General features: G+C 46.4%; 22 protein-coding genes. 14 read left to right on the top strand and 8 right to left on the bottom strand.

The genetic code is table 11. The features are described from left to right. Positions 1-41 precede the first annotated feature (41 nt). From WH95_RS03055 to WH95_RS03040, 4 genes are all read left to right on the top strand, one after another. A complete protein-coding gene (locus tag WH95_RS03055; RefSeq protein ID WP_046502734.1) occupies positions 42-1127 on the top strand; it encodes a four-carbon acid sugar kinase family protein in 1086 nt (361 codons plus the stop codon). Positions 1128-1131: 4 nt separating this feature from the next. Next, positions 1132-2136 carry a 4-hydroxythreonine-4-phosphate dehydrogenase PdxA gene (pdxA, locus tag WH95_RS03050; RefSeq protein WP_046502731.1) on the top strand — a complete coding sequence of 335 codons (1005 nt, stop codon included), beginning with the start codon at positions 1132-1134 and terminating at the stop codon, positions 2134-2136. After that, the gene (locus WH95_RS21660; protein ID WP_046502729.1) at positions 2136-3191 is read left to right on the top strand and encodes a cupin domain-containing protein; all 1056 of its coding nucleotides are present in this window, start codon (positions 2136-2138) and stop codon (positions 3189-3191) included. The genes pdxA and WH95_RS21660 overlap by 1 nt, the downstream gene beginning before the upstream one ends. Before the next feature lie 114 nt (positions 3192-3305). Then, positions 3306-3848: a GNAT family N-acetyltransferase gene (locus tag WH95_RS03040; RefSeq protein ID WP_046503318.1), complete on the top strand. Its 543-nt coding sequence runs from the start codon at positions 3306-3308 to the stop codon at positions 3846-3848. A 2-nt stretch (positions 3849-3850) separates the two neighbouring features. Here WH95_RS03040 and WH95_RS03035 read toward each other — a convergent pair whose 3' ends face one another. From WH95_RS03035 to WH95_RS03020, 4 genes are all read right to left on the bottom strand, one after another. After that, positions 3851-5383, bottom strand: a complete 1533-nt coding sequence (locus tag WH95_RS03035) for an ankyrin repeat domain-containing protein (protein WP_046502727.1) — start codon at positions 5381-5383, stop codon at positions 3851-3853. Between the two features lie 277 nt (positions 5384-5660). Further along, complete coding sequence (locus WH95_RS03030; protein WP_046502725.1) at positions 5661-6035, bottom strand: RidA family protein; 375 nt, start codon at positions 6033-6035, stop codon at positions 5661-5663. A 19-nt stretch (positions 6036-6054) separates the two neighbouring features. Then, the gene (locus WH95_RS03025) at positions 6055-6273 is read right to left on the bottom strand and encodes a DUF2798 domain-containing protein (RefSeq protein WP_046502722.1); all 219 of its coding nucleotides are present in this window, start codon (positions 6271-6273) and stop codon (positions 6055-6057) included. A gap of 18 nt (positions 6274-6291) precedes the next feature. Further along, the gene (locus WH95_RS03020) at positions 6292-6585 is read right to left on the bottom strand and encodes a putative quinol monooxygenase (RefSeq protein ID WP_046502719.1); all 294 of its coding nucleotides are present in this window, start codon (positions 6583-6585) and stop codon (positions 6292-6294) included. Positions 6586-6680: 95 nt separating this feature from the next. Here WH95_RS03020 and WH95_RS03015 point away from each other — a divergent pair, with 95 nt between their 5' ends. The 5 genes from WH95_RS03015 (at position 6681) to WH95_RS02995 (ending at position 10408) form a co-directional block, all read left to right on the top strand. Then, positions 6681-7637: a LysR family transcriptional regulator gene (locus WH95_RS03015; RefSeq protein ID WP_218044429.1), complete on the top strand. Its 957-nt coding sequence runs from the start codon at positions 6681-6683 to the stop codon at positions 7635-7637. 187 nt (positions 7638-7824) lie between these two features. Further along, positions 7825-8268 (top strand): organic hydroperoxide resistance protein, encoded by a 444-nt coding sequence (locus tag WH95_RS03010; protein WP_046502718.1) that lies wholly within the window; start codon positions 7825-7827, stop codon positions 8266-8268. 168 nt (positions 8269-8436) lie between these two features. After that, a complete protein-coding gene (locus tag WH95_RS03005; RefSeq protein ID WP_082113956.1) occupies positions 8437-8937 on the top strand; it encodes a MarR family winged helix-turn-helix transcriptional regulator in 501 nt (166 codons plus the stop codon). 224 nt (positions 8938-9161) lie between these two features. Further along, positions 9162-9653, top strand: a complete 492-nt coding sequence (locus tag WH95_RS03000; protein ID WP_204247685.1) for an RNA polymerase sigma factor — start codon at positions 9162-9164, stop codon at positions 9651-9653. Then, entirely contained in the window at positions 9650-10408 is a 759-nt protein-coding gene (locus WH95_RS02995; RefSeq protein WP_046502716.1) for an anti-sigma factor family protein, read from the top strand. Before WH95_RS03000 ends, WH95_RS02995 begins: the two co-directional genes overlap by 4 nt. Positions 10409-10517: 109 nt before the next feature. Here WH95_RS02995 and WH95_RS02990 read toward each other — a convergent pair whose 3' ends face one another. Together WH95_RS02990 and WH95_RS02985 are read right to left on the bottom strand one after the other, a co-directional pair. Next, on the bottom strand, positions 10518-11069 hold the full coding sequence (locus tag WH95_RS02990; protein WP_157845873.1) for a response regulator: 552 nt from the start codon (positions 11067-11069) through the stop codon (positions 10518-10520). 198 nt (positions 11070-11267) lie between these two features. Beyond that, complete coding sequence (locus WH95_RS02985) at positions 11268-12902, bottom strand: hypothetical protein (RefSeq protein ID WP_046502713.1); 1635 nt, start codon at positions 12900-12902, stop codon at positions 11268-11270. Between the two features lie 272 nt (positions 12903-13174). Between WH95_RS02985 and WH95_RS02980 the strand changes: the two genes are divergently transcribed. The 4 genes from WH95_RS02980 to WH95_RS02965 all read left to right on the top strand — a co-directional run bounded on the left by WH95_RS02980 (position 13175) and on the right by WH95_RS02965 (position 16306). Then, a complete protein-coding gene (locus WH95_RS02980; protein ID WP_046502712.1) occupies positions 13175-13408 on the top strand; it encodes a type II toxin-antitoxin system ParD family antitoxin in 234 nt (77 codons plus the stop codon). A gap of 421 nt (positions 13409-13829) precedes the next feature. Continuing rightward, positions 13830-15305: a hypothetical protein gene (locus WH95_RS02975; RefSeq protein ID WP_046502710.1), complete on the top strand. Its 1476-nt coding sequence runs from the start codon at positions 13830-13832 to the stop codon at positions 15303-15305. Further along, entirely contained in the window at positions 15298-15621 is a 324-nt protein-coding gene (locus WH95_RS02970; RefSeq protein ID WP_046502708.1) for a hypothetical protein, read from the top strand. Before WH95_RS02975 ends, WH95_RS02970 begins: the two co-directional genes overlap by 8 nt. A gap of 133 nt (positions 15622-15754) precedes the next feature. Beyond that, entirely contained in the window at positions 15755-16306 is a 552-nt protein-coding gene (locus WH95_RS02965) for a hypothetical protein (protein WP_046502705.1), read from the top strand. A 205-nt stretch (positions 16307-16511) separates the two neighbouring features. On the opposite strand, the gene WH95_RS02960 is transcribed toward WH95_RS02965, so the two are convergent. After that, positions 16512-18998, bottom strand: coding sequence for a GcvT family protein (locus WH95_RS02960; RefSeq protein ID WP_046502703.1), 2487 nt, complete (start codon positions 18996-18998; stop codon positions 16512-16514). Between the two features lie 117 nt (positions 18999-19115). After that, positions 19116-19742, bottom strand: coding sequence for a helix-turn-helix domain-containing protein (locus WH95_RS02955; protein ID WP_046502700.1), 627 nt, complete (start codon positions 19740-19742; stop codon positions 19116-19118). A gap of 396 nt (positions 19743-20138) precedes the next feature. On the opposite strand from WH95_RS02955, the gene WH95_RS02950 reads away from it, so the two are divergent. Then, the gene (locus tag WH95_RS02950) at positions 20139-22148 is read left to right on the top strand and encodes a bifunctional metallophosphatase/5'-nucleotidase (protein WP_204247683.1); all 2010 of its coding nucleotides are present in this window, start codon (positions 20139-20141) and stop codon (positions 22146-22148) included. Positions 22149-22265: the final 117 nt, after the last annotated feature.

Here is a 22265-nt window from a genome sequence, read left to right as displayed (position 1 = left end):
ATATAGATATTATTTCTTTATATGTTTGATATTATCACGATATGAAAAATGCAAATCTAACAGACCCAACCATTCTTGTTCTTGCAGATGATCTTACCAGTGCGGCGGATGGTGCTGCTCCCTTTTTAGGTCGGGGGCTTAATGTTGCTGTCCACAGACAAAAGAGGAATGTTACAGCCAAAACATCTGTAGAGGTTCTGGCAGTTGATTGCGGCAGTCGATCCCTGAATGAATCAGGTGCTGCCCAAGTCGTTGGAGAGGTGATCAAGCATCTATCCGATGGGGTGATTTTGCTGAAAACAGTTGATTCAACCCTGCGCGGAAACATCAAAGCAGAACTGAAAGCGGTCTATGAGGCTTCCGGGCGTACACGAATTGTCATCGCACCAGCTTTCCCCGCAGCAGGCAGAACAACAGAAAAGGGTATTCAACTGGTTGACGGGGTGCCAGTATCCGAGACTTCCTATGCCAACGATCCGGTTCATCCGGCACGAACATCCCGAATTTCTGAGTTGATCCCCGAAGAGATTGAAACTGGGGAAGTTAAAACAGTACATATTCTGGATGCAAACACCCAAAGCGAATTGAATGAAAAGGTTGCCGCTTTTCCTCACCCGGAAGAAATCTTGTGGGTTGGCTCACCTGGAATGGCGATTGCGCTGGCGACGGCATTGTTTGGCGATAAGATTGACAGACCAGAAATACCATATGCCAAAAACGCACTTGTTGTTGTGGGGAGTGCAAATGCGGTCAGTCGAGAACAGACGCAACTATTGAAAGATAAGGACTTTATTACTTGCCTGGCAATGCCGGAAGAAAGAGCTGAAAATGCTGATACCATTCTCTGTGAGTTGACATCACGTGCAGTCGAACTTGTCAAAAGTGGTGAGTACGGGGCGGTAATTGCAACGGGTGGTGATACGATGGACGCGCTCTTGCAGAAACTGGATATTGATGAGTTTTCTCTTGTTGGTGAGTTTGAACAGGGGTTTCCAATCGGGGTTGCCCGGCTCGGGTGCGGAAAAGATATCGTCATTGCGATGAAAGCTGGTGGCTTTGGCGCGGCGGATACCTTGTTACGCGCGGCAGAACAACTTCGGTTGTCAAAGCCGAACTATTGGAAGTGACTTGATGAAGAATAGACAAAAGCCCTTGGCAATAACAATGGGTGACCCGTCGGGCATTGGCCCAGAGATTGTTGTCGCAAGTTTAAGCAAGTCATCGGATGGCTTGAAAAACATTGTGTTCGGATGCCCAAAGGTTATGGAGCGCGCGGTAAAGCTGTCACAAAGTGATTTAGTGGTACGGGTTCTGGATCAGATTGATGAAGCTGAATTTTCTCCCGGTGTTATCGAAGTGCTACAGACAAGTTGTTTCGACACTCTGCCGCCTTTTGGTTCGGTAAATGCCGTGTGCGGTAAGGCGGCCTATGATGCGATTGTCCAAAGCATCCGGCACGCTGTGGCGGGAAGGGTCAGCGGCATTGTTACTGCGCCGATACACAAAGAGGCGCTGTCCGCGGCGGGTATTTCCTACCCCGGACATACTGAAATACTGGCAGATCTGGGCGGGGCAGAGCGTGTTGCGATGTTGCTGGGGAATGACGAGGTCCGCACCGTTCTTGTGACGGTTCACTGCTCGTTGTCAGAAGCGATCAAGCGCGGCGACTATGCGGCGCAAATAGCAGCGATCCGATTGGCCCACGAAGGGGCAATAGCTCTTGGGTTTAAAAATCCAAGAGTGGCCGTTGCTGGTCTGAACCCGCATGCGGGTGAAGGTGGTTTGTTTGGCCGTGAAGAAATTGAGATTATTTCTCCGGCGATTAAAGCCGCACAAAAGGAAGGAATTAATGTCTCTGGCCCTTGGCCCGGGGATACGGTCTTTATGCAGGCGCGCAAAGGGCAGTTTGATATTGTTGTGGCCCAATACCATGATCAGGGATTGATCCCTGTAAAGTACATGGGATTGGAAAAAGGGGTTAACATTACCCTTGGTCTGCCCTTTGTTCGAACAAGCCCGGATCATGGGACAGCGTTTGATATTGCCGGGCAGGGCATTGCAGATTCCGCAAGCCTTGAGACCGCGATCAAATATGCAAATCAGTTGGTTAGATCTAAAATGAAGGATACCGCGTAATGGGATTACGATTTATCTTTATGCTCACACGTAATGACCAAACCGTTGATGATGCCGAGATACATTTGGAAACGGCGCTGGCCGCAGGTGTTCATCATATCGGTTTCAAAGATGTTGGACTTCCCTTTGCCCGGTTGAAGAAGCTAAATCAGTCAATCAAGGACGGGGGCGCGACAAGTTATCTGGAAGTTGTCTCTTTGGATCAGGACAGCGAGATTGCCTCTGCACAAGCCGCGGTAGAGATCGGTGTGGATATATTGCTTGGGGGAACCAATGTTGATGCTGTTCTACCGATTATTAAAGGCTCTGGTATTCAGTATTATCCTTTTCCAGGGAACATTGTGGGGCATCCGAGCGTCCTTGCGGGATCTATTGATGAAATCGTTGCCAGCGCAAAGAGTTTGGCTTCACGCGAAGGTGTTGATGGCTTGGACCTTTTGGCCTATCGGTCACCAGAGAATGTTGGGAAATTAATGGCTGCGGTCTGTGCCGCGACGGACAAGCCTGTGATTATGGCGGGGTCGATTGATACCAAAGAACGCATTGCTGCTGTTAAAAGTTCCGGGGCCGGGGGCTTTACCATCGGGACCGCTGCTCTGGATGGTATATATCCGGCACAGGGCAATGATCTGGATGCGCAGCTGCGCGCTATTCTGAAAGACGTTGCGGATGTAAATGACCATGTTTCCCGGATTTCGAAAAAGAACCTCGATGAGTCCTTTGGCAAATTTACCGAAACCTGGAGCCCGCGTGTTGCAGGACGGGTAAATAATATGATGGTTAAACTTGCCAAGTTTGAAGGTGAATTTGTCTGGCATCATCATGCGGTCGAAGATGAGTTGTTTTTTGTTCACAAAGGTAGCTTGATGATGAAGTTCCGCGATCGTGATGAAGTGATCAACGAAGGGGAGTTTATTATTGTTCCACACGGCGTCGAGCATTGTCCGGTTGCCATATCGGATACCTGTGAGGTTTTGCTTCTGGAACCTGCAACGACGGTGAACACGGGCAATGCGCAGGATGAGCGGCGTGTGACCGATTTAGCCGAAATCTAGCGGGGTCTTAGGGATAAGGCGTTCATTGTACTTGCAAGAATCTGTCTATAGCGATGATAGTGAGTGACCAGCCAAGGCTGTAAACGTTATTTGTTTTCAAAAGATAAAACCATTATGAGCCTCTTGCCCGAAGATCAAATTACCATTCGAAATGTAGAAGATGCCGATATTGCTTCTATTCAGGAAATTTATGCTGATGAAGTTTTGCACGGTGTTTCCAGTTGGGAAGAAATCCCACCCGATCAAGCTGAAATGCTTAATCGAAAAAATGGTGTCGTCGGCGGGGGCTATCCCTATCGGGTTGCTGTTCAAGATGACAGGGTTGTGGGTTATGCCTATGCGTCATCCTATCGCCCCCGTCCGGGATACCGTTTTACGGTGGAAAATTCGATCTATATCCACAAGGATGCCCGTGGTTCAGGGCTTGGTCGTCTGTTGCTGAAGGACCTGATTAATCAGTGCGAGATCAGGGGATATCGTCAGATGATCGCGGTCATCGGCGATTCTGAAAACCTGCCATCTATCGCGTTTCATCAAAAAATGGGGTTCGAGCTGGCCGGGACAATCAAATCTATCGGGTTTAAGTTTGGCCGCTGGATGGATAGTGTTCTCATGCAGCGGCCCCTTAATGACGGCAGTAACAGTCTGCCCGAGTAGCGCTAGTTCACTGCTTGGGGCTGATCTTCGAGCCAACTTTCAAGAAACTGCGCCATGCTTTCAGAGCCAACATTCTGGATATCCTGGGGATTAAATTTTGCGCCAGCTTTTAGAAGCAATCTGACACAGGAAATGTGATCTCTTTGTTTGCGTTCCGGACAGTTAGACGCCCCGTGAAGGCTTGTGTAAAAGGCATTCCCGCCAAAATTATTAAGCTGTTCGAGATCGGGGTTGAATTCTAACAGGTATGCAACCTGATCCGGCAAGCCAGCCCAACACGCGGCATGAAGAGGCGATAATCCCATGGCATCTTTTTGATTGATATCCAACCCCGCGGCAACCAGGGACTTTACATGATCAAGACGATCAGGCTGGGTAATGAGTTGGGTAATCAATAGACGATCTTCATCTTCCAGATCTTCTGTAATTTTGCCTTTGGGATGTCCTGTGTAGCAGCTGGCAAGAATTTCTTCGTTGTGGCTAAGCGGATGCGCATGGCCTGCCTTTGTCAAGGTATCTGCAAAGTCAGTATTGCCGTGAATAAGAGCCAATGCATAGGCTGTATGCCCTTGCCAAACATAACTGGCATCAGCGCTGTATCTCAAAAGCAGTTTGGCAATATCCGACCCACACTGTCGGCGTGCGGCTTGATGCAGTGCTGGTATAGTATCAACGGGCTGGCCGCTGGGATGTTCTTTTGCAACTTCGTTGGGGTCTGCCCCATGATCCAGCAAAAGTTGCGCCGCTGTCAGGTCTTTAAAATCCAATGCCCGTGGCAGCGCATTGGTACCTTTGGGGGTTGCACCATGTTTTAAGAGCAGCTTTAAACCTTCGTGATGTCCCAGTTCTGTCGCGTGATAAAGGCTTTCGTTATCATCGGGATTAGCTCCCTTTTCCAAAAGCCATTCGGCCAGAGCCATATTATTTGAATGTCCGATTGCGCCATACAGTGGGGATAGAGTGTGCGCATTATCTTCTGATGGGCTGAAATCAGGTGACATGCCGCGATCAATATCTGCACCTCTATCAAGCAGCAACTGGGCCAAGTCGCACATCTTGCCTGCTTTTTCTGGCGCTTGGTGTATGTAATGAGAAAAACAAAGATAGTGAAAAGGCAAGCGTCCTTTGATTGGCGTGGTTGCCAAACCCGGCGTATCAGCCAGCGCATTTCTGACGGCCTCGATATCATAAGTCGCAATCTGGAGACCGAGATCATACGAGGCAAGATCTGGGGCTTCGTCGAGGAGCTTCTTAATGATCCATTGATGACCATGATAGAGGGCTGAACGCAAACGTTCCGCTTTTTGTTCTTTGTTCATAGCCAGAGTTTCAAGGGCAAATTTGAATTTTGGCCAGCTTTCATGCCCCTGTTCCCGGGCAATGACAAACAGGAAATCTGCGTGGGTTAGTGAGGACTTGTCATACAGGATTTTTTGTACCCTGTTCTGTGCCTCATGATCACCGGTTTCGTAGGCTTTTTTCAGGCGTTTAGCCTGCTTTTTGAATGTGTCGATATTTGGGGTTTGATTAGACATTGGCTTTCCCATTTTTCACCCGATGGTCCGCTGATCTGGGGAATGGAAAATCCAGAAGCAATAATATTTAGCAAAGTGCAATGAAGCTTTCCGCGGACCCGGCGGCCTCTTTGATCGGCCACAGGGAAAATATCAAACTGTATGATTTATTGCAAACGAATGATTGCTTGGTTTTGCTGCACCCGTTGCGTGTTGGTTTATAGGTGGGCAGTCCAAAACCCAATCAAATTTTACAGGTCTTGGACTGGCATTCCTTTTGGGCAAGCCGGATGCATTACTAAAGCGCAAAAATGGCTTCGATTTCTATCTTTAGCTCCGGGGCAAAGAGGGCCTCGATTTTGATGAGGGAGCTTGCGGGAATATGTTCCCCATAAATCTCGGCCAAAGTGGCTCGCAAGGCATCCATATCTGACATGTCTGTCACAAAAACAGTGACTTTGACTAGGTTTTGTAAAGATATGTTTTGTGCCTTCGCAATGCTTTTTAGTTGAGAAAAGATTGCTTTGGCCTGATCCCCGATTGACGCATCCTGATCAGCAGTGCCAAAGGCTGTGAAGCCTGAGGTGTAGAGCGTGTCGCCCTGTATGACCGCGTGGGTATAGGGGCCCACGGGTAATCCCAGTTCTGGATAGTTGATCCGTTCCAGTAACATGATTTCCTACCTATCTTTATTACGAAATTTTACGAACGATTTGCTGGGTCGTTATGTTGATAAAGGGCCCCAGAGCAAAGGCGATAACAGCTGCTGCGGGCCAGGCAAGCCGGAAAGCAATAAACCATTTATCAATGAAGTCTGGTCCCCATCCCAAATTGATCCAGGTAACCCAACAGGTCATCAACAGGGAAAGAATGAAGGACATCAGGATTGAAAAGACGATGCGGTGTTTCATGTGCCGTCCTTTGTTTTTTTAGGCCGCAGTGTTCATTTGCAGGCGTTCGATATAGTTCACTTTGGTGTAATTATTTTCCAGAAAGTCGACGGTATGTGGGGCTTCGAAATGTGCCTTGAGGGCATCATCGTTCACCCAGCATTCCCATAGGGTAAAGCATTCAGGCTTATCCTGTTGCTGTAGTATTTCAAATTTGATGCAGCCCGGTTCCTTGACGGTGTCGGCTACCAGTTGGTTGAGCGCTGATTTAACAGTATTTAAATCCGCACCGTCCTGAAGTTCGATGCCTGCACTAATCCAGAGTTTGTTCATTTTCTGCTCCGTTAATTACTCGAGTAATTTCTCGAGGGTTAAATGACGAGTGGTACAGGCAATAGCTTTAATAAATTTCATTAATGAGATATATATTGAATAATGAGTTTATAAATTCCATTAATGAAATCATGTTTGACGATATCTCTCTTTTTATTCGTATTGTCCAAAAGCGAAGCCTGGCTGCTGCTGCGTTGGATGCGAACTTGCCGTCGGCGACTGTTTCTCGTCGCTTGAAAAAGCTCGAAGACAAGCTGGGGTGTCAGTTACTTCATCGCTCTGCTCGCAAGTTCAGTCTTACAGCAGAGGGAGAGGTTTATTACCGGGCTTATGCAGATTTGGTGCAGCAGTTTGAGGTGACAAGCAGGAACTTGAGTTCTGATGTACATCAACTTAACGGTAAGCTAACTGTATTGGCACCCACAAATGTTTCTGTTGGCATCTTACAGCCTATGTGGTCGGCATTTATTGGACTCTATCCGGAAATACAGCTCAACCTTTTCCTGAGTAATCAGACCAAGGATATACATCAGGGGCATGTCGATTTGGCTTTGCGTGTTGGTCCCCAGGAAGACTCTCTGCTTTTTCAAAAGAAGCTGGGGGGGACGTCGACTATTCTGGTTGCTTCACCAGATTATCTTGCTGATCAAGGAGAGCCAGATGGTCTTGACGCGTTAGAAGAACACAGGATCATTCTTGTAAATACTGTGCCGCTATGGAAACTTCAGTATTGTCCCGATGGTTATAGCGATAAACATCGTTGGGAAGAGATCCGCCCTCAAGCAACAACCATTATCGATGATATAGGCTTGGCAAGCCAACTTGCCCGTGATGGACATGGTATCGTTCTTTTACCTGTTAGTGAAATTGAAAAGGAATTGAGTGAGGGGGCTTTGGTACGTGTATTACCAGAGTGGCAAGGTGCAAAGCGCGAAATTTTTGCTGTCTGGCCCACGGGGCGTTTGTTGAGTGCCCGGGCGAAATGTTTACGAGACTTTATGCAAGATTTTATCGCAAAGAACAGGATTTTGCAGGGGCATATACCACTTTAAATTTGGACTTTGTCCTGCTGTTCAATTGTTGCAACACAACGTCTTATTTTACTTTTGTGGCTTTGTTGTTTGGGTCGTTGAATGACTATTGGTCCAGTACATTTATAAAAACAAAAATAATTTCTTGCATAAATTAAATTGTGCACAATATAATTTGTCACAATTTAATTTATTAGGAGTAAATGTTATGAGCCAAGCAGCACAAAAGCTGGAGAAAGTTGTTTATACCGCCTATGCAGAAGCAACAGGGGGCCGTGAAGGAACCATTAAGTCAGATGACGGGGCGCTGGATATTGTTTTGACAACACCAAAAGAACTTGGTGGTGCCGGAACATTCGGTGTGAACCCGGAACAGATGTTTGCGGGTGGCTATGCTGCCTGTTTTATTGGCGCGCTCAAGGTTGTTGCGGGCAAGGAAAAAGTGGCTCTGCCGGATACAACAAAAATTGCAGGTGAAGTTGGTATCGGGCCAATCCCTGGCGGCTTTAACATTGCGGTTGTATTGAACATCAGTCTTCCAGGTATCGAGGCATCTGTGGCAAATGACCTGATTGAAAAAGCCCATCAGGTATGCCCCTATTCAAATGCAACACGCGGCAATGTGGATGTTGAACTCAAGCTTGTGTCATAATCAGGCTGTTTAATTGATAAGGTTAAACCAGAGCGCATTGCCTGCTTCTTCACAAATGACAGGCGATGCGCTTTGGTGCTTGTGGGCTTTCCCGTTGCAAAGCTGGAACAGCACGGTAATCTTAGGCAGCCATTCTTATTGTTTTTATTGATATGATTTCTGTGGATCATGACAAAAAGCGCACTTAAAACACTGCCCCGGACCAAGGTTAATTCCGAGGGCGCAGATTTGCCGTTGGTAAAGGTATCACAGCTGGAAGAACAGCTGTGCTTTGCGCTTTATCGTAATTCACAGGCGATCATAAAAAAGTACCAACCCTATCTCAAGCAACTGAACCTGACCTATCCGCAGTATCTGGTGTATCTGGCGCTGGAGCCAAAGGACGAGACCACGGTGAATGCTTTGGGAAAAGATCTTGGGCTTGATTCTGGTACGTTATCTCCCTTGCTTAAACGAATGGAACAGGCCGGGTTTGTCAACCGTCAGCGTTCGTCCGAGGATGAACGCAGAGTTATGATCAAGCTGACGGAACAAGGGCGATTACTGGAACAGGGGGTGGCAAAGATGCAGCATGATGTATCTTGTTCTGTTGGCCTGACGTTCGATGAATTTCAAGATCTTCTGACCAAGCTCAACCACATGGCAAAGGTCATGGGTGCGAAGGGATAAGTTCGAAGACTTGAGATCAGGCGCAAAATAAACTGACCTCTTTCCGAGCTGCATCGGATATTGTCCTCAAAATCATAAAGGCTTTCATGTCGGGGCTGGTCTATTGCTTTGGCTTTTGTTAAAGCTGCTAGATGGGAAGATTTAAAGCTATTTAGTTTTACCCAAATTTAACAGGGAAAGGCCGGGCTATTCCGATCTTTGGTCAAAAAAAATCAAGAGAGACTGTGCGTCGGGGATTGGCTGAAATCTTTCCCCGCTTATGGCGCTATTGTCTGGTTCTGACGCGAAATAAAGACAATGCGAACGACCTTGCACAGGCTGCGTGTGAACGCGCCTTAGAAAAGGCTGACAAGTTTAAAACCGGTACGCATCTTGATCGTTGGGTTTTCCGTATTGCGCAACGGATCTGGTTGAATGAGCTACGATCACAAGCGGTTCGTCGGGGCGGCGGGCTGGTATCTGTTGATGATGTTGATGTGCCGGATACAAAAACGGACACAGAAACGAATATTTACGCTTCTCAGGTGTTGAAAGAGGTGTACCTATTGCCAGAAGCGCAGCGCATAGCGGTTCTTTTGGTTTACGTCGAAGGCTTTAGTTATAAAGACGCGGCACAGGTGCTGGATATACCTATTGGCACGGTTATGAGCCGACTGGCTGCGGCACGGGGCAGAATTTCGAAACGAATGGACAGAGAAGGGACGGGGTCGGAATGAGCCAGCAGACACATTTCTCAGACGAAGATCTGACGGCTTTTCTGGATGGCGAAGCCTCTGTGGAGTTGTCACAAAAAATAGAGTCCGCTCTTGAAAATGATGCCGTTCTTATAAAGCGCGTCGAAGATCTTTCTATCCCGGTGGATGAACTTAAGGCGGCTATGCAACAGGCGACGGATCAGGCCCCTGGTTTACCTGATGTTCTGACCGATAGGACATCACCATCAAATAAAAGCCCAAGAAGCTTGATTTATGCGGGGTCTTTGGCTGCGTCGGTTTTAATTAGCCTGGTTGTTGGTGGTTTGGTTGGAAAGACGTATTTTGCACCAAGCGAAGCGCAGGGGTGGAAGCACTACGTTGCAGCGTATCAATCGCTGTATGTTGGCGATACCCTCGGTAATATTCAGTTGTCCCCGGAACAGATACAGAAAAATCTGAAAGACATATCAGGACAGATTGGGTTTGATCTGGTTAAAATGACCGCTGATTCTGAGTTGTCATTCAAACGTGCACAGTTGCTCGGGTTCAAGGGGAAGCCCTTGGTTCAAATGGCTTACCTATCCCCCGATGGGCAGCCTGTTGCCCTGTGCATTATTAAAACAAACAAGGGCAATACTGAAGCCATTGGTATGGAAAAGCTGGAAGGCATGGCAGCGGCCAGTTGGCGTAAAAATGGATACGCTTTTCTCTTTATTGGGGGAGAAAATGATACAGTTATCCGTGAGGGAGCAGCCCGTTTTCAGGCCTTACTATAAAGTTTACTCGGCTATAAATCTACGGGCTATAAAGCTTACGGGAAACAAGGCTCTTTAGCTGTCCCTATTGTTTAGGAGGGGGCTATACCTTCTCTAGAGATGCCTCGGGCTAGGCGTTTCTATTCCATGGAAAGGTGTTTTCGGGAATAAAGCTGACGTCTTCGTCTTCACGTTGATCTTCTTTCGGGTCGTCATGCCGACGGCGTCGACAGGGACCTACATAGTTGTCAATACGAACAAAGGGACGGGGGCGTTTGATAATCCGTTCGATTGCTTTGTAAAGCATCATGGGCGATAGAGGCTTGAGCAAGAATTCATTCATACCCTTGTCTCGTGATGTTGTGACCAACTCTTTTTCAGCGTAGGCCGTCAAAGCAATGATCTGAATAAAAGGGGCCGGACTATTTTCTTCGGTACGCAGTTGCTGGATAAGCTGATTTCCATCCACTGGCTCCATGTCCAGGTCAATGATCGCGATATCCGATGGCATATTCCGCAAGGCCTGTATGGCCTCTTCGGCAGATGAAGCAACGCGTGGGGCATTTACGTCAAAGGCACGCAGGATTGTTTTCACAATACGCTGCATAACGGGATTATCATTTACGATCAAAAATTCGACGTTTTTCAGGTCACAGGCGGCAGTCAATTTTACTTCACTCAACACATACTATTGGCAAAAACATGCTACTGAGTACCCATCAAAAATAACCGAACCCGATCATGGCCAGACTTTAGTCTATTGTCGATCGTAAGGCTTATCTTTCAGAGTTGTTGCATATTCAAAGAAATAGATATGCGCCAAGCATGGTTTATTTTTCGTTAAGCGTCAGTGTTGTGTTCTAGAGCCGGATGAAGGCATTTATTTTGTGCATTTAAAACGCTCCAACATAACTCTATCAGGCAAAGTTTTACTAAAACGATCCAAAGAAGCTGGCATGTTCTTGGTGGCGAAATCTGAAATGGCGTAAAAATGTACTGTACCAGAAGCTGCCGTTACTGCTTCGCTTTCCAACGTGGCAATCAGACACCATTGCGAAGGAATACTCTGCTCAAACCAATCGGGATAGATCATGGCATAGTCAACCTGTTTACTGGTCGACAGTGTATGAACTGTTTGGGGATCAAACTTACCGTTCGCACGTAATTTGCGTGCTTTTTCCGATCCTAATCCCCAAAGATCCAACACATATTGATCATTTTGATAGGATACCCACCCCAGATCATTCACGGCAACAGGCCGGACAAAATAATCGGTTGCAAAGCGGTGCAGTTGATACTGTTGCTCATAAATCCCTCTGGACGCAAAGGGGGTTGCGATTGTTGCTAGACCATAGGGGATGACGAGAAGCAACAGGGTTCCGATAAAGAGTAATTTTGCCTTGAAGTTGCTGGTTATTATTGATGTATCGATGTTCTTGCTCAAAAGATAAAGACCGCCAAGGATCATGACACTGACAGCATAGACTTCGTAGCGATGGAACCAGTTGTACCGCCCGGCAACCATGTGGGCCAGCAGTGTCAGAATAAGAACGCCGCCAATAATAAATTTGGGTGATGACCAAAGCCGATCACGGAATAAAGAGCCTTTACTCCACGCCCAAACAATCGACAGCGAGGTCAGCAGAATAGCCACCAGAAAGATAATTCCCCATCGTTCTGATAGGGAGTTCTGAAAGTTATTTACCAATGCCAGCAGACTGTTGCCAATACCTGATTGTTCAGTTCCAGATACAAAAACATTGGATTTAACCATGACCGAGCTTGGCAAAATAGATTGCCCGATCGAAAGCATTGTGACGCCATAGAGGGCAATAAGTGTCGTTATCGTCAGACCGATAAAGACAGCGAGCCGCCAACGCCCTAAAAACAAAAGCGCAACAAGTGTTGCCCCTGAAAGGGCGATGCCTTCGAAACGGACCAGCGGCCCCAAAATCACAGCAAGGATAAACCAGTTGGGACAGGGGGGCGTGCGCGTTCCTTCGGCTAGTGTAATCAAGCCGCGTATGGTTGTCAAAGCAATCAAGACATGAAGGGAATGTTCCATCCCCGTCATGGGCAAGGCAAGACCGCTGATCGACAGGATCAATAACAGCGCGGCCAAATTTGCAAAGTTGTCTGTTGACGGTGTGGTTCTGGGGAGAACATAACACCAGAAAAAATCCAGAATGATATAAACGGAAAGCCCGGCTGCAACGATATTTAATAAAAGCGGTGTATAAAACCCAAGCCCGACAAATTCACCGAAGGCAAGCAAAAGAGGATAGAGGATTGAAGACGAGGGCGATGAATATTCCGTGGCATTTACACCGTAACCCCCCCGAGTAATATTCTCGGCAACAGACAGGTGAATATAGGGATCATCCAGTGTATAGATCAGATGCCCATCCGAGAGCCAAACACTGAGCCCAACGATCAGCACAGTAAGACCCGCCCACATTAATAGCGCGTTTTTCAGAAATATTTTTCTATGCTGCAAAGATGTTCCGTCGGTCAAGGATGTGCTCTTAATGTTGATGCGGACAAAAGGAAATGAACGTGTTTTTCTTCCAACGAAAAATACATAGGCCGTTTAATACTGATGTTATTTAAAACAGTGGCCCTTAATTTTCCCTAAAGAGAACAGGTTTTTTTAGTCGTCTTTTTCTTCACTACAAAACAATTATGCAGGGCGATGGTCTGGTGGTGAGAAGAGCAGGGATCTTTCTGAAAATTGACAAATGACAAAGTTTGCCATTAAATAAAACTTCTAGTTAAAGGAGGTGTCTGATGGCGACAATGAATGTATCTTTACCGGACCAGATGAAGGCGTGGGTTGAGGACAATGTTCAGTCTGGACGTTATGCCAATGCCTCTGACTACGTGCGCGATCTCATTCGGCAAGACCACCTGCGGTTGGAAAAACTCCGCGCAGCACTGATTGAAGGTGAGCAATCTGGTACAGCGACACCACTAGATCTGGAAACCTTTATTTCCCATAAAAAGCGATCCTTAAGCCTGTAAGCCAAAAGAGACCTGAGCGATATTTAGGACTATGCCTTGGAATAGTGGGGCATTGATCTGGTCGTATGTCCGCACGCTTTTTGGTAATATAGAGATTCATTCTCAATCTCCGGAGAAAGCCAAAGGAAGCAAGGACGTTAGGAAGAACTTTCGTAAGTCTTGCTCAAGCTTTGTAACAGAAGCCCCACAAAAAATACTGTATTCTTTGTTGCGCAAAAATGGTGAATAGGAAGCCAAGAAAATCAGTAAATGGTTCCACCAGCCAATATTAATTTTAAGCTTATTTTTTGATACGAAACCACGTTTTATCTTTTAATAACAATATAGATATTGTTGGGGTTGTGTGTATGAAAGAATGAGCTTAGCTTACATAAAGTTGAAATTTATATTACTTAATAAGCTTAAAACTGTGGATTTTTGAATGGGGTTAAAAAGAAAAACACAAAATCTCCAAGAACTTCTAAAGACATACGGTACTCAAATACCCGTTTACTTATCTTCCCAGCTGGCAAATGATGAATTTAAGCAACTGCGTAAGTTGATAGTTGATCAACATTTAAAGAGTGTTGATACGACAACTCCAGAAAAAATGGCGGCAGCCAAAAGAGGTGCTGCAAAGCTTATTCGGCCCCATGTTATCGGTCGAAAAGGTCCGCAATATCATGGTTTTTCTAAAAAAATACTTGCTGGGAAATATGAAACATGCCGGATTATGGATGCTTTGTACCCTGTTCGTGAAGAGAAATGGAAAGCACCTATTAGCAGGAGGAAAGATACGGAATTATCTATTCAGGATTTCTCATTCTTGGATAACCCGGTTGGGACTATGGAGTTCTTTAGAAAATTAACTGAAATTGAAGCTGAAGCTCTATCCTTAATTATTAATTTTGATGATGATCAAGTTCTCGATGTTGCTCCATTTTTGGTTTTTGGCGTAATTAAACAAAATATGCTTCCAATTACAAAAGGTGGGCATATGAAGCCTTCTGTCATGAAGGTAATTGAGGCTGTTGGTCTGCGCCATTTTCTTGAAATAGGTCCTTTTATGTCTTTGAAGAATAAAAAAGATGTATGGGCTTTTCCAATGAAGCAAAAAAATATTCCTGCAAAGAAAAGTTATTCAAAACTAGCACTCGAACCAACAACTAAGGAAAAAATTCAAGACCAACTTGTTATCAAAATTAATGAATGGCTTAATCAGATTGGTTTAGAGTTCTCTCAAAGTGGCCGTAATCAATTAAATGTTATGGCAGGCGAAGCTTTAGATAATGGTGAAAGGCATAGTAACCCTGAAAGCGAAACGGGAAATTGGACCATCGCAGGGTTTATGGCAAAAAGAGGAAACGGTAGCTCATCAACTGCGTATGAATACGTGTGTCATTTATCAATTATGAGTGTCGGGTCGTCAATTGGTGAAACAATTGAAAGTACCCCCGAAAGCGCTCATAAAAAAATAGAATCCTACTGTGACAAACATGAGAAACATTTAATTAAAAGAAAATTTAATAGAGAAACTTTAAGAACTGTTTGTGCTTTACAGGATGGTGTTTCAAGGTTCGATCAAGAAAAGGAAGGTATTAGCGGTGGGGTCGGAATCATGGAATTTGTAAGCCTTATGAATGATCTAGGCTCAAGTCCGATTGTAAAAAGAAAACCGCAATTAACAATTGTTTCAGGAAAATCCTGCATTATGTTCAAAGAGCAATACTCTAATGGGGTTTCAAAAGGCCCTGAAGAACCTCGGATGCAATGGTTTAATGCAAAAAATTCACTGGACTATCCACCCGATGAAGACTATGTGTTTGACCTACCCTATAAGTTGCAAGGTACTATTGTTACGATGCGCTTCACTTTAGACGAAGGGTATTTACAAGAAAAGGTTGGAGAAAATGGTTGAAGTTAACCTAGCTAAAGCTACGAAAGGCGGGTCTATAAATAACTTGTCTGGTAAAGATAGGGGAATTGCCGTCCGTCGCTTTCTTAAAATTGATGAATATGACTCTTCAAAAGAGGTCGTACATGTCCGTGTGCCTGATGACATGGATGTAATTACTCCTTCCTTTTTCCAAGGTTTATTTTCTCAGAGTATCGTTAAGTTGGGTGGGAAGGACGGTTTTGTTAATCAGTATAAGTTTCATGCGAATGCTGAATTAATGAAATGGATTAATCGTGGGATTGATCGTAGCCTTATGAAAAGGACAGCACTGGATTAAATTTGTAGCTGGTGCCAAGGGGGGATCTTTGCATCTACTTTTATTTAGTACGTCTTATGTGCTTGCCGAGGTCACAGATACGGCTCTAATAATAAACCCGGGTACAGTGCAGTGGGACTGGAGACTAACTTTAATGGCCATAGCTATTGGAGTTAGTATATTATGCAACATTGCTAATTTTTTGCACACTCGCCATTTACACCATAAAAAAATTCGGCAAGATTACGAGCTTGAACAATTACGAGATGTAATTCGCACGCCTCTTAACTCAATTATTGTAAAACTTGAGGCTGTAATAGAGCAGGTAAACGCGATATTTGATGCAGACTTGAATCATGAGGGTCGGGCTCAAGAAGTTTCTAAGTTGCAGAAAGAGAAATTTAATTCTTTGGTGGATGAGGTTTATAGGATCTGTGCTAAAGCAAATGATTCAAAGTTCATTGAAGGTGAAGATTGGCATCTACTTATTGAGCTTGAGATTGATAAAGCCTTAGCTGGTTTTGATAGAATGGGAAATACTTCGAGTACTAGTAAACGTCAGAAGGAAGGCGGAAACAAAATTATGGCCTCCTTACAATTAGCTATCAAAAAAATCCAAACAAGAATTGATAATGAAGCTAAGCGAATCCTTAAAGGAAAAATGATTCCGGAGCATTCCCAAAAAAAATACCGCAACACTCGCTAGAGTGCTGCGGTAGAGTTGGTCCCTTGGTTGATGGAACCCAGTTATGGCTTGGTGTACGACTTCAAACTTGGGAGGCTTGAGTGATACGTACAGTGGTTTTCTACGGGCTTGTTACGTGCCCGCTTGGCAGGTGGTGTCGAGCGGGGAAGCTGCCCGCAGCCGATGACTGGCTGGTACAAATCGGCTGGGGCTTGTTCCCGGACCTTCACCCGTCTGCTTTAGGTCGTTCGGACTTTGGATCGTAAAGCGGCTTCAGTGACACTGTTGCCTCGAAACGCTCACAGGCGATCTCGACCGAGAAATTATCTTCGTTCACCCAATCGGCGGTAACACCGTTTTCATCGTGGACATAGCCAAGACCGATTGAACTGCCGAGAGTATGGCTGTAACGGCCGGATGTAATCTTGCCGACGATTTTATCACCTTTGTAGATTGGCTCGTTATGGTACATCATCGGTGGTTCGCCCTTTGCGGTTTTGGCTTCCTTGAGCTGTAGGGCAACCATTCGCTTTGTTCGCGGTTGGCCCTTTTGTTCAAGCAAGGCTTCACGACCGATAAAGCCGCCGGGTTTATCCCAGGCGATGGCAAAGCCCAGACCTGCTTCCAGTGGGGTGTCCTCGTCCGAAATTTCGTGGCTCCAGTGGCGGAAACCTTTTTCCAGGCGTAACGTATCCACAGCGTGCATGCCACCAAGGGTGAGGTTCATGTCTTTTCCTGCTTCCATCAGGGTATCTAAGACATGAACGGCATATTCGGATGGTATGTAAAGCTCCCAGCCCAGCTCACCCACATAGGTGATGCGTCCGGCTTTGATCTTGGCATAGCCCATCTCTATTTCCTGACAGGTTCCAAAAGGGAAGGCAGCGTTGGAAAGATCCGCAGGGGTTACTTTTTTCAACAACTCGCGGCTGTTTGGTCCCATAACGGCAAAGAGCGCATAGCCCGATGTGACATCTGTTGCAAAGCAATGGTCGTCTTCTGAAATATGGCTGTTGAGGAAATGAAAATCACGGGTCTGTGTGCCCCCGGATGAAAGCACCATAAAGCTGTTTTCTGCCAGACGGGTCACAGTCAGATCGGCTTCGATGCCGCCGCGCTCGTTGAGCCATTGGGTATAGACCATCTTGCCCACTGGCACGTCGATGTTGGCACCGGAAATCCGGTTGAGAATTTTCACCGCATCCTTGCCCTGTACCATGTATTTCCCGAAAGAGCTCATGTCGAAAAGGGCGACATTTTCACGGGCGGCTTTACATTCTGCACCACAATAGTCATGCCAGTTCTGCGGACCATAGGAATATTCATACTTTGGTTCGACACCTTCGGGCGCAAACCAGTTGGCGCGTTCCCAGCCCGCCATTTGTCCAAAACAGGCGTTGGCTTTTTCCAAACGGTCGTGGATGGGGGATCGCTTGATATCGCGACAGGTCACGGGTTGTTTTTCCGGCCAATGCATTTCATAAAGTAAACCAAGAGCCTCTGTCGTGCGATCAAAGAGATATTGGTCACCGCCTTGGAATGGTTGAACGCGACGGATATCAACATCCCACATATCAACCGGGCAATGCCCCCGAACAATCCAGTCCGCCAGAATTTTACCTGCACCACCAGCGGATTGAATTCCCGTAGAGTTAAAGCCGGCGGCAACATAGAAATTCTTCATCTCGGGCGCTTCGCCAAGATAGAAACGGTTGTCGGGGGTAAAACTTTCCGGACCATTAAAGAAGGTGTGGATACCAGCACTTTCCAATAGAGGAATACGCGCCATGGCGTTTTCCAGTGCCGGGGTGAACTGATCCCAGTTTTCAGGAAGCTCATCGAAACAGAAGTTGTCGGGAATACCCTTGTGACCCCAAGGCACTGCGTTTGGCTCGAAGCAGCCAATCAACAGCTTGCCCGCATCTTCTTTGTAGTAGTTATAGCCATCCGGGTCGCGGAGTGTTGGTAGCTTGGGCAGGTCATCTATGGCCTCGGTCACGATGTAATAGTGCTCGGCGGCATGAAGAGGTACATTTACACCGACCTTTTTAGCCACTTCACGCGCCCACATTCCACCACAGTTCACAACGATTTCAGCACGTACTTCACCTTGATCGGTGACAACACCCGTTACCTTACTGCCATTTGGGCCGGGTTCTGTGATGATGTCTTCGACCTTGATGCCTTCGATAATCGTGGCGCCACCCAGGCGAGCACCTTTGGCAAGGGCCTGTGTTGTGTCAATCGGGTTTGTTTGTCCGTCCCCCGGCAGATACACGCCGCCAACAAGGTTGCTGACATCGGCAATGGGATAGTGTTCCAGAATCTGTTCGGGGGTAATAACATCAACTTCCAGACCAAAGTTTCGCGCCATGGAAGCACCGCGTTTGAGTTCTTCAAAGCGACCTTCGGTTTGCGCAACAGAAACAGACCCCGTGTGAACCAGTCCGGTTTCCTGTCCTGTTTCAGCGGCAAGGTTTTTGTATAGATCGGCGGTGTATTTCGCCATCTTGGTCAGGTTCTCTGTCGCACGGAGCTGCCCCACCAACCCTGCGGCATGCCATGTCGTGCCACAGGTGAGCTGTTTTCTTTCCAGTAACAGAACATCTTTCCAGCCAAGTTTGGTCAGATGATAGGCTACTGAGCAGCCGATTACACCACCGCCAATAATGACAACCTGTGCCTGTTGGGGAAGAGCTTTTTTATTCGCCATCGTACTAATTCCATACAAGAGAGGCCATATAAGAAGGGTGTGGCCCCGGGATATTGTTTTGTTCTGTTGGGGATAGGCTAGAGTGCAACCCCCAACGAGTATCGATCACAGATCGTGTTAATAGTGGGGTGGAGAGAGTATCCAGAGAACCTCTGCTTCTTCCACGCCATTGTTATAGGTTTTATGGGGTTCGCCGGGGTTGATGCGAAAGCTGTCACCAAGGCCAAGTTCGTAAGTGCGATCCCCAATTTCAACCGCGACACTTCCCTTGATGACATGCCCGGAAACCTCAACCTTTTCGCGGGAAATTTGTTCTTCCCCCGTGGCAGAACCGGGTGCGAAACGCCCCATAATCAATTCTACATCGCCACTGAGATCCGGGGACATCAGTTCTTCGACCATGCCTGATCCGGTAAAGCTGAGGCGACGTCGGTGGTTGTGACGGACGATGTGACTTTTTTCCGTGGGGTCGGCGACATCTTCGCCATGGAAGAACCACGAGTTTGAAACTTCCAGAGCCGCCGAAATTTTATTGAGGATTGGAATGGAGACGACTGAAATGCCGCGCTCAATCTGGCTGACATAACCAACGGACTTGCCAATCTTCTCTGCCAGTGTCGTCACCGACATCCGTTTGGCTTTTCTCAGATCACGGATCTGCCCGCCGACGGTGATGGCTTCTTCATCGGTTTCTGGTTTCTGTGGATTGTTCTTATGCAGAATTTCTACTTTGGGCCGCGCCATCTGTAACACCAAATTATGTTAATAATGATTGGCATAATAAAGACAGTATAAAATGAAAAAAGATAGTAAAAATTTCATTTTTGTGAAAAAAAGAAACAAAATTACACAAAAAAATATTTCTTCAAAGGTGATTATTTTACGATAAATTATTGAAAATATTTGAATTTAGTGAGTTTTTTAGCGGTGATGAAAGCTGGGGGATTATGTGCATCTTTATGATCAAAAATAACCTGAAATTTTAATCATAGCCTTCAAATTCAGTGATTTGGTCTGGATATTTCATGGCCCCATTCATCTAAACATCACCACAAAATCATCTTGCCGTCATTGATCAGTAACAGAGCGGCATCATTTTGACGCAGTTTGATTTATTCTGTGTGAAAGTGATTTTAAGTTATGAGTGATGTTAAATTGGGGATGACCCGCCGTCGTTTGCTTCTGGGGGGTGTTGTTGCGGCCTCTGCTGTTGGTTTTTCACCCTTTTTAACCGCGCGCAGTAATGCCGCGCCTTTGGCTGGGGAATTACAACTGGTCCCGGCAACGCCAAACCCTTTGGGATCTATCGAAAAGCTATTTTTACTCAAAGGTGATCCATTAAGCGGTGCGATTAAAAGGATCGTTACCGAAGAGGGAAATCCGGTACCGTCGCCGAAACTCATACCAGGAGAAAGGCGTGTTCTACGCGTTCTTCATTTCAATGATATGCATAATCACATTACGGAAATGCATGGTAAAAAGGGCGACACCTATCGCTTGTCGCAAATCGTGCAGCGGGTAAAAGCGGCGCGCGCGTCGGCGGCTGAAAACGAAGCGGTGCTTTTTGTTTCAGCAGGGGATGATCATACCGGATCAATCTTTGATGAGCTTATGGGGTGGAGTGTGGATGAGTTTGTTGCTGATGCAGGTTACAGAAGTTATTCCGCCGCTGGTTTGGATATCGCCGCAATCGGTAACCATGAATTTGATCGTGGCGCGGAACTTTTGAAAAAAGCGGTACAAACGGACGCACGTTTTCCCTTGTTGTCAGCAAATGTGCATTCCTCGCAACACCTGAAACGAGACGAAGATTACGTCGCGGCGGCCATTGCTGAAATCAAAGGTTTACGTATCGGACTGGTTGGCTTGACCACCAACATTGATACGCGCGTTGGACAGCCAGATGACAAGACACTAGCCGTTGACCGACCGTTGAAAGCGATTGAGAACATCTTGCCAGCCGTTGCCGAAATTTCGGATGTTGTGGTTATTCTGTCGCACTGTGGTTATGGTATTGGGCAGCATACATCCGGTAAGGCAGCGACAGTTCGCGATGTTGGTGAGGGTGATTTTGCTATTGCTGGACTGGCGGGCAAGTTGACAGATAAGCCGGTTGTTGTCGTTGGCGGGCATACCCATACCCGGTTGAATGAAGAGCAAATTGAAGAAGGCAACCTGATTGATGGTGTCCTGATTACCCAGGCCGAGGCCCATGGTAAATATTTGGGGGATATTGCCATGTCAATTGCGGCTGAAAATGGCCGTAAGGATTGGTACAGTTCTGTTTCCCTGCATAGAATCAAACCCCGGGACAAACGCGTAGCGGTTGATGATCCTAAATTTCCAACGCTACAGAACGAAGATGATTACGACGCCGATTTTGAAAAGCAGCACATTGCACCGCTTATCAAGGCATTGGACAGTAAACTGGCAGAGGTTATCGGTCGGGTTGATACGACAGAGCTAAGTAGGGACAAGATGATTGCGTCGCGGTATGTGGGGGAAAATAAACTTGCCAATTATATGAATGATGCTGTCTTGGCGCGTTCTGCAAGCTTTGCAGGGGGAGAGGTCGATTTCTCATTATTTAATGCAACGGGCATTTCCACAGGTGTGGAACAGGGACTACTGAGCTTCAAGAACTGGTATGATGTCATGCCCTATGCTGATGCCATTCATATTGCCAGCCTTAGCGGCCAGCAGATATTTGACATGCTGCAATCAAATGCCAAGCGTTTGCTTCGTGATGAAGAAGTTGCAGGGACCAACCTAGAGGGATTTGTCTCGCGCGGTTTCTTGCATTTTTCATCTGGTATTCGTTATGAAATTGATCCCGGTGCTTCTGCGCGTGATGCAATTGCAGTGAATATTACCCTCAAAGGTGAGGCAATCGAAAAGTGTCTGGAAAAAGACTATACAATGGTTGTGAATACCTATCTTGCGCTTGGTGGTTTTGGTGAAAACTGGAATGGCAAACCCATAGGGGGCGGGGTTGCAGGTGATATCCCAAGCTTTGATATGCGTTCTCTTCGCTATGATCATACCGGACTGATTTATCGAAATGAAGTTATTGCCCATATTCGCAACAGTCAGGTGATATCGGCTGAAACAGGTGCCAAACTTGACGGGCGACTGGTCGTTTTTAGCTAGTATAAGTTCAGACGGATATCGTCTTGAGGAGATTCCCTGAACAAGGTCAGCCAACTGGGTGACCTTGTTCAGGACTGACTGCGTAATCGGGTTGGTTTACTGAATTTTGCATATAAC

Source organism: Kiloniella litopenaei (assembly GCF_000982415.1).
GTDB classification, from domain to species: domain Bacteria; phylum Pseudomonadota; class Alphaproteobacteria; order Kiloniellales; family Kiloniellaceae; genus Kiloniella; species Kiloniella litopenaei.
Note: the sequence above shows the minus strand (reverse complement) of the source record. Positions and strands in the feature narration are given on the sequence as shown.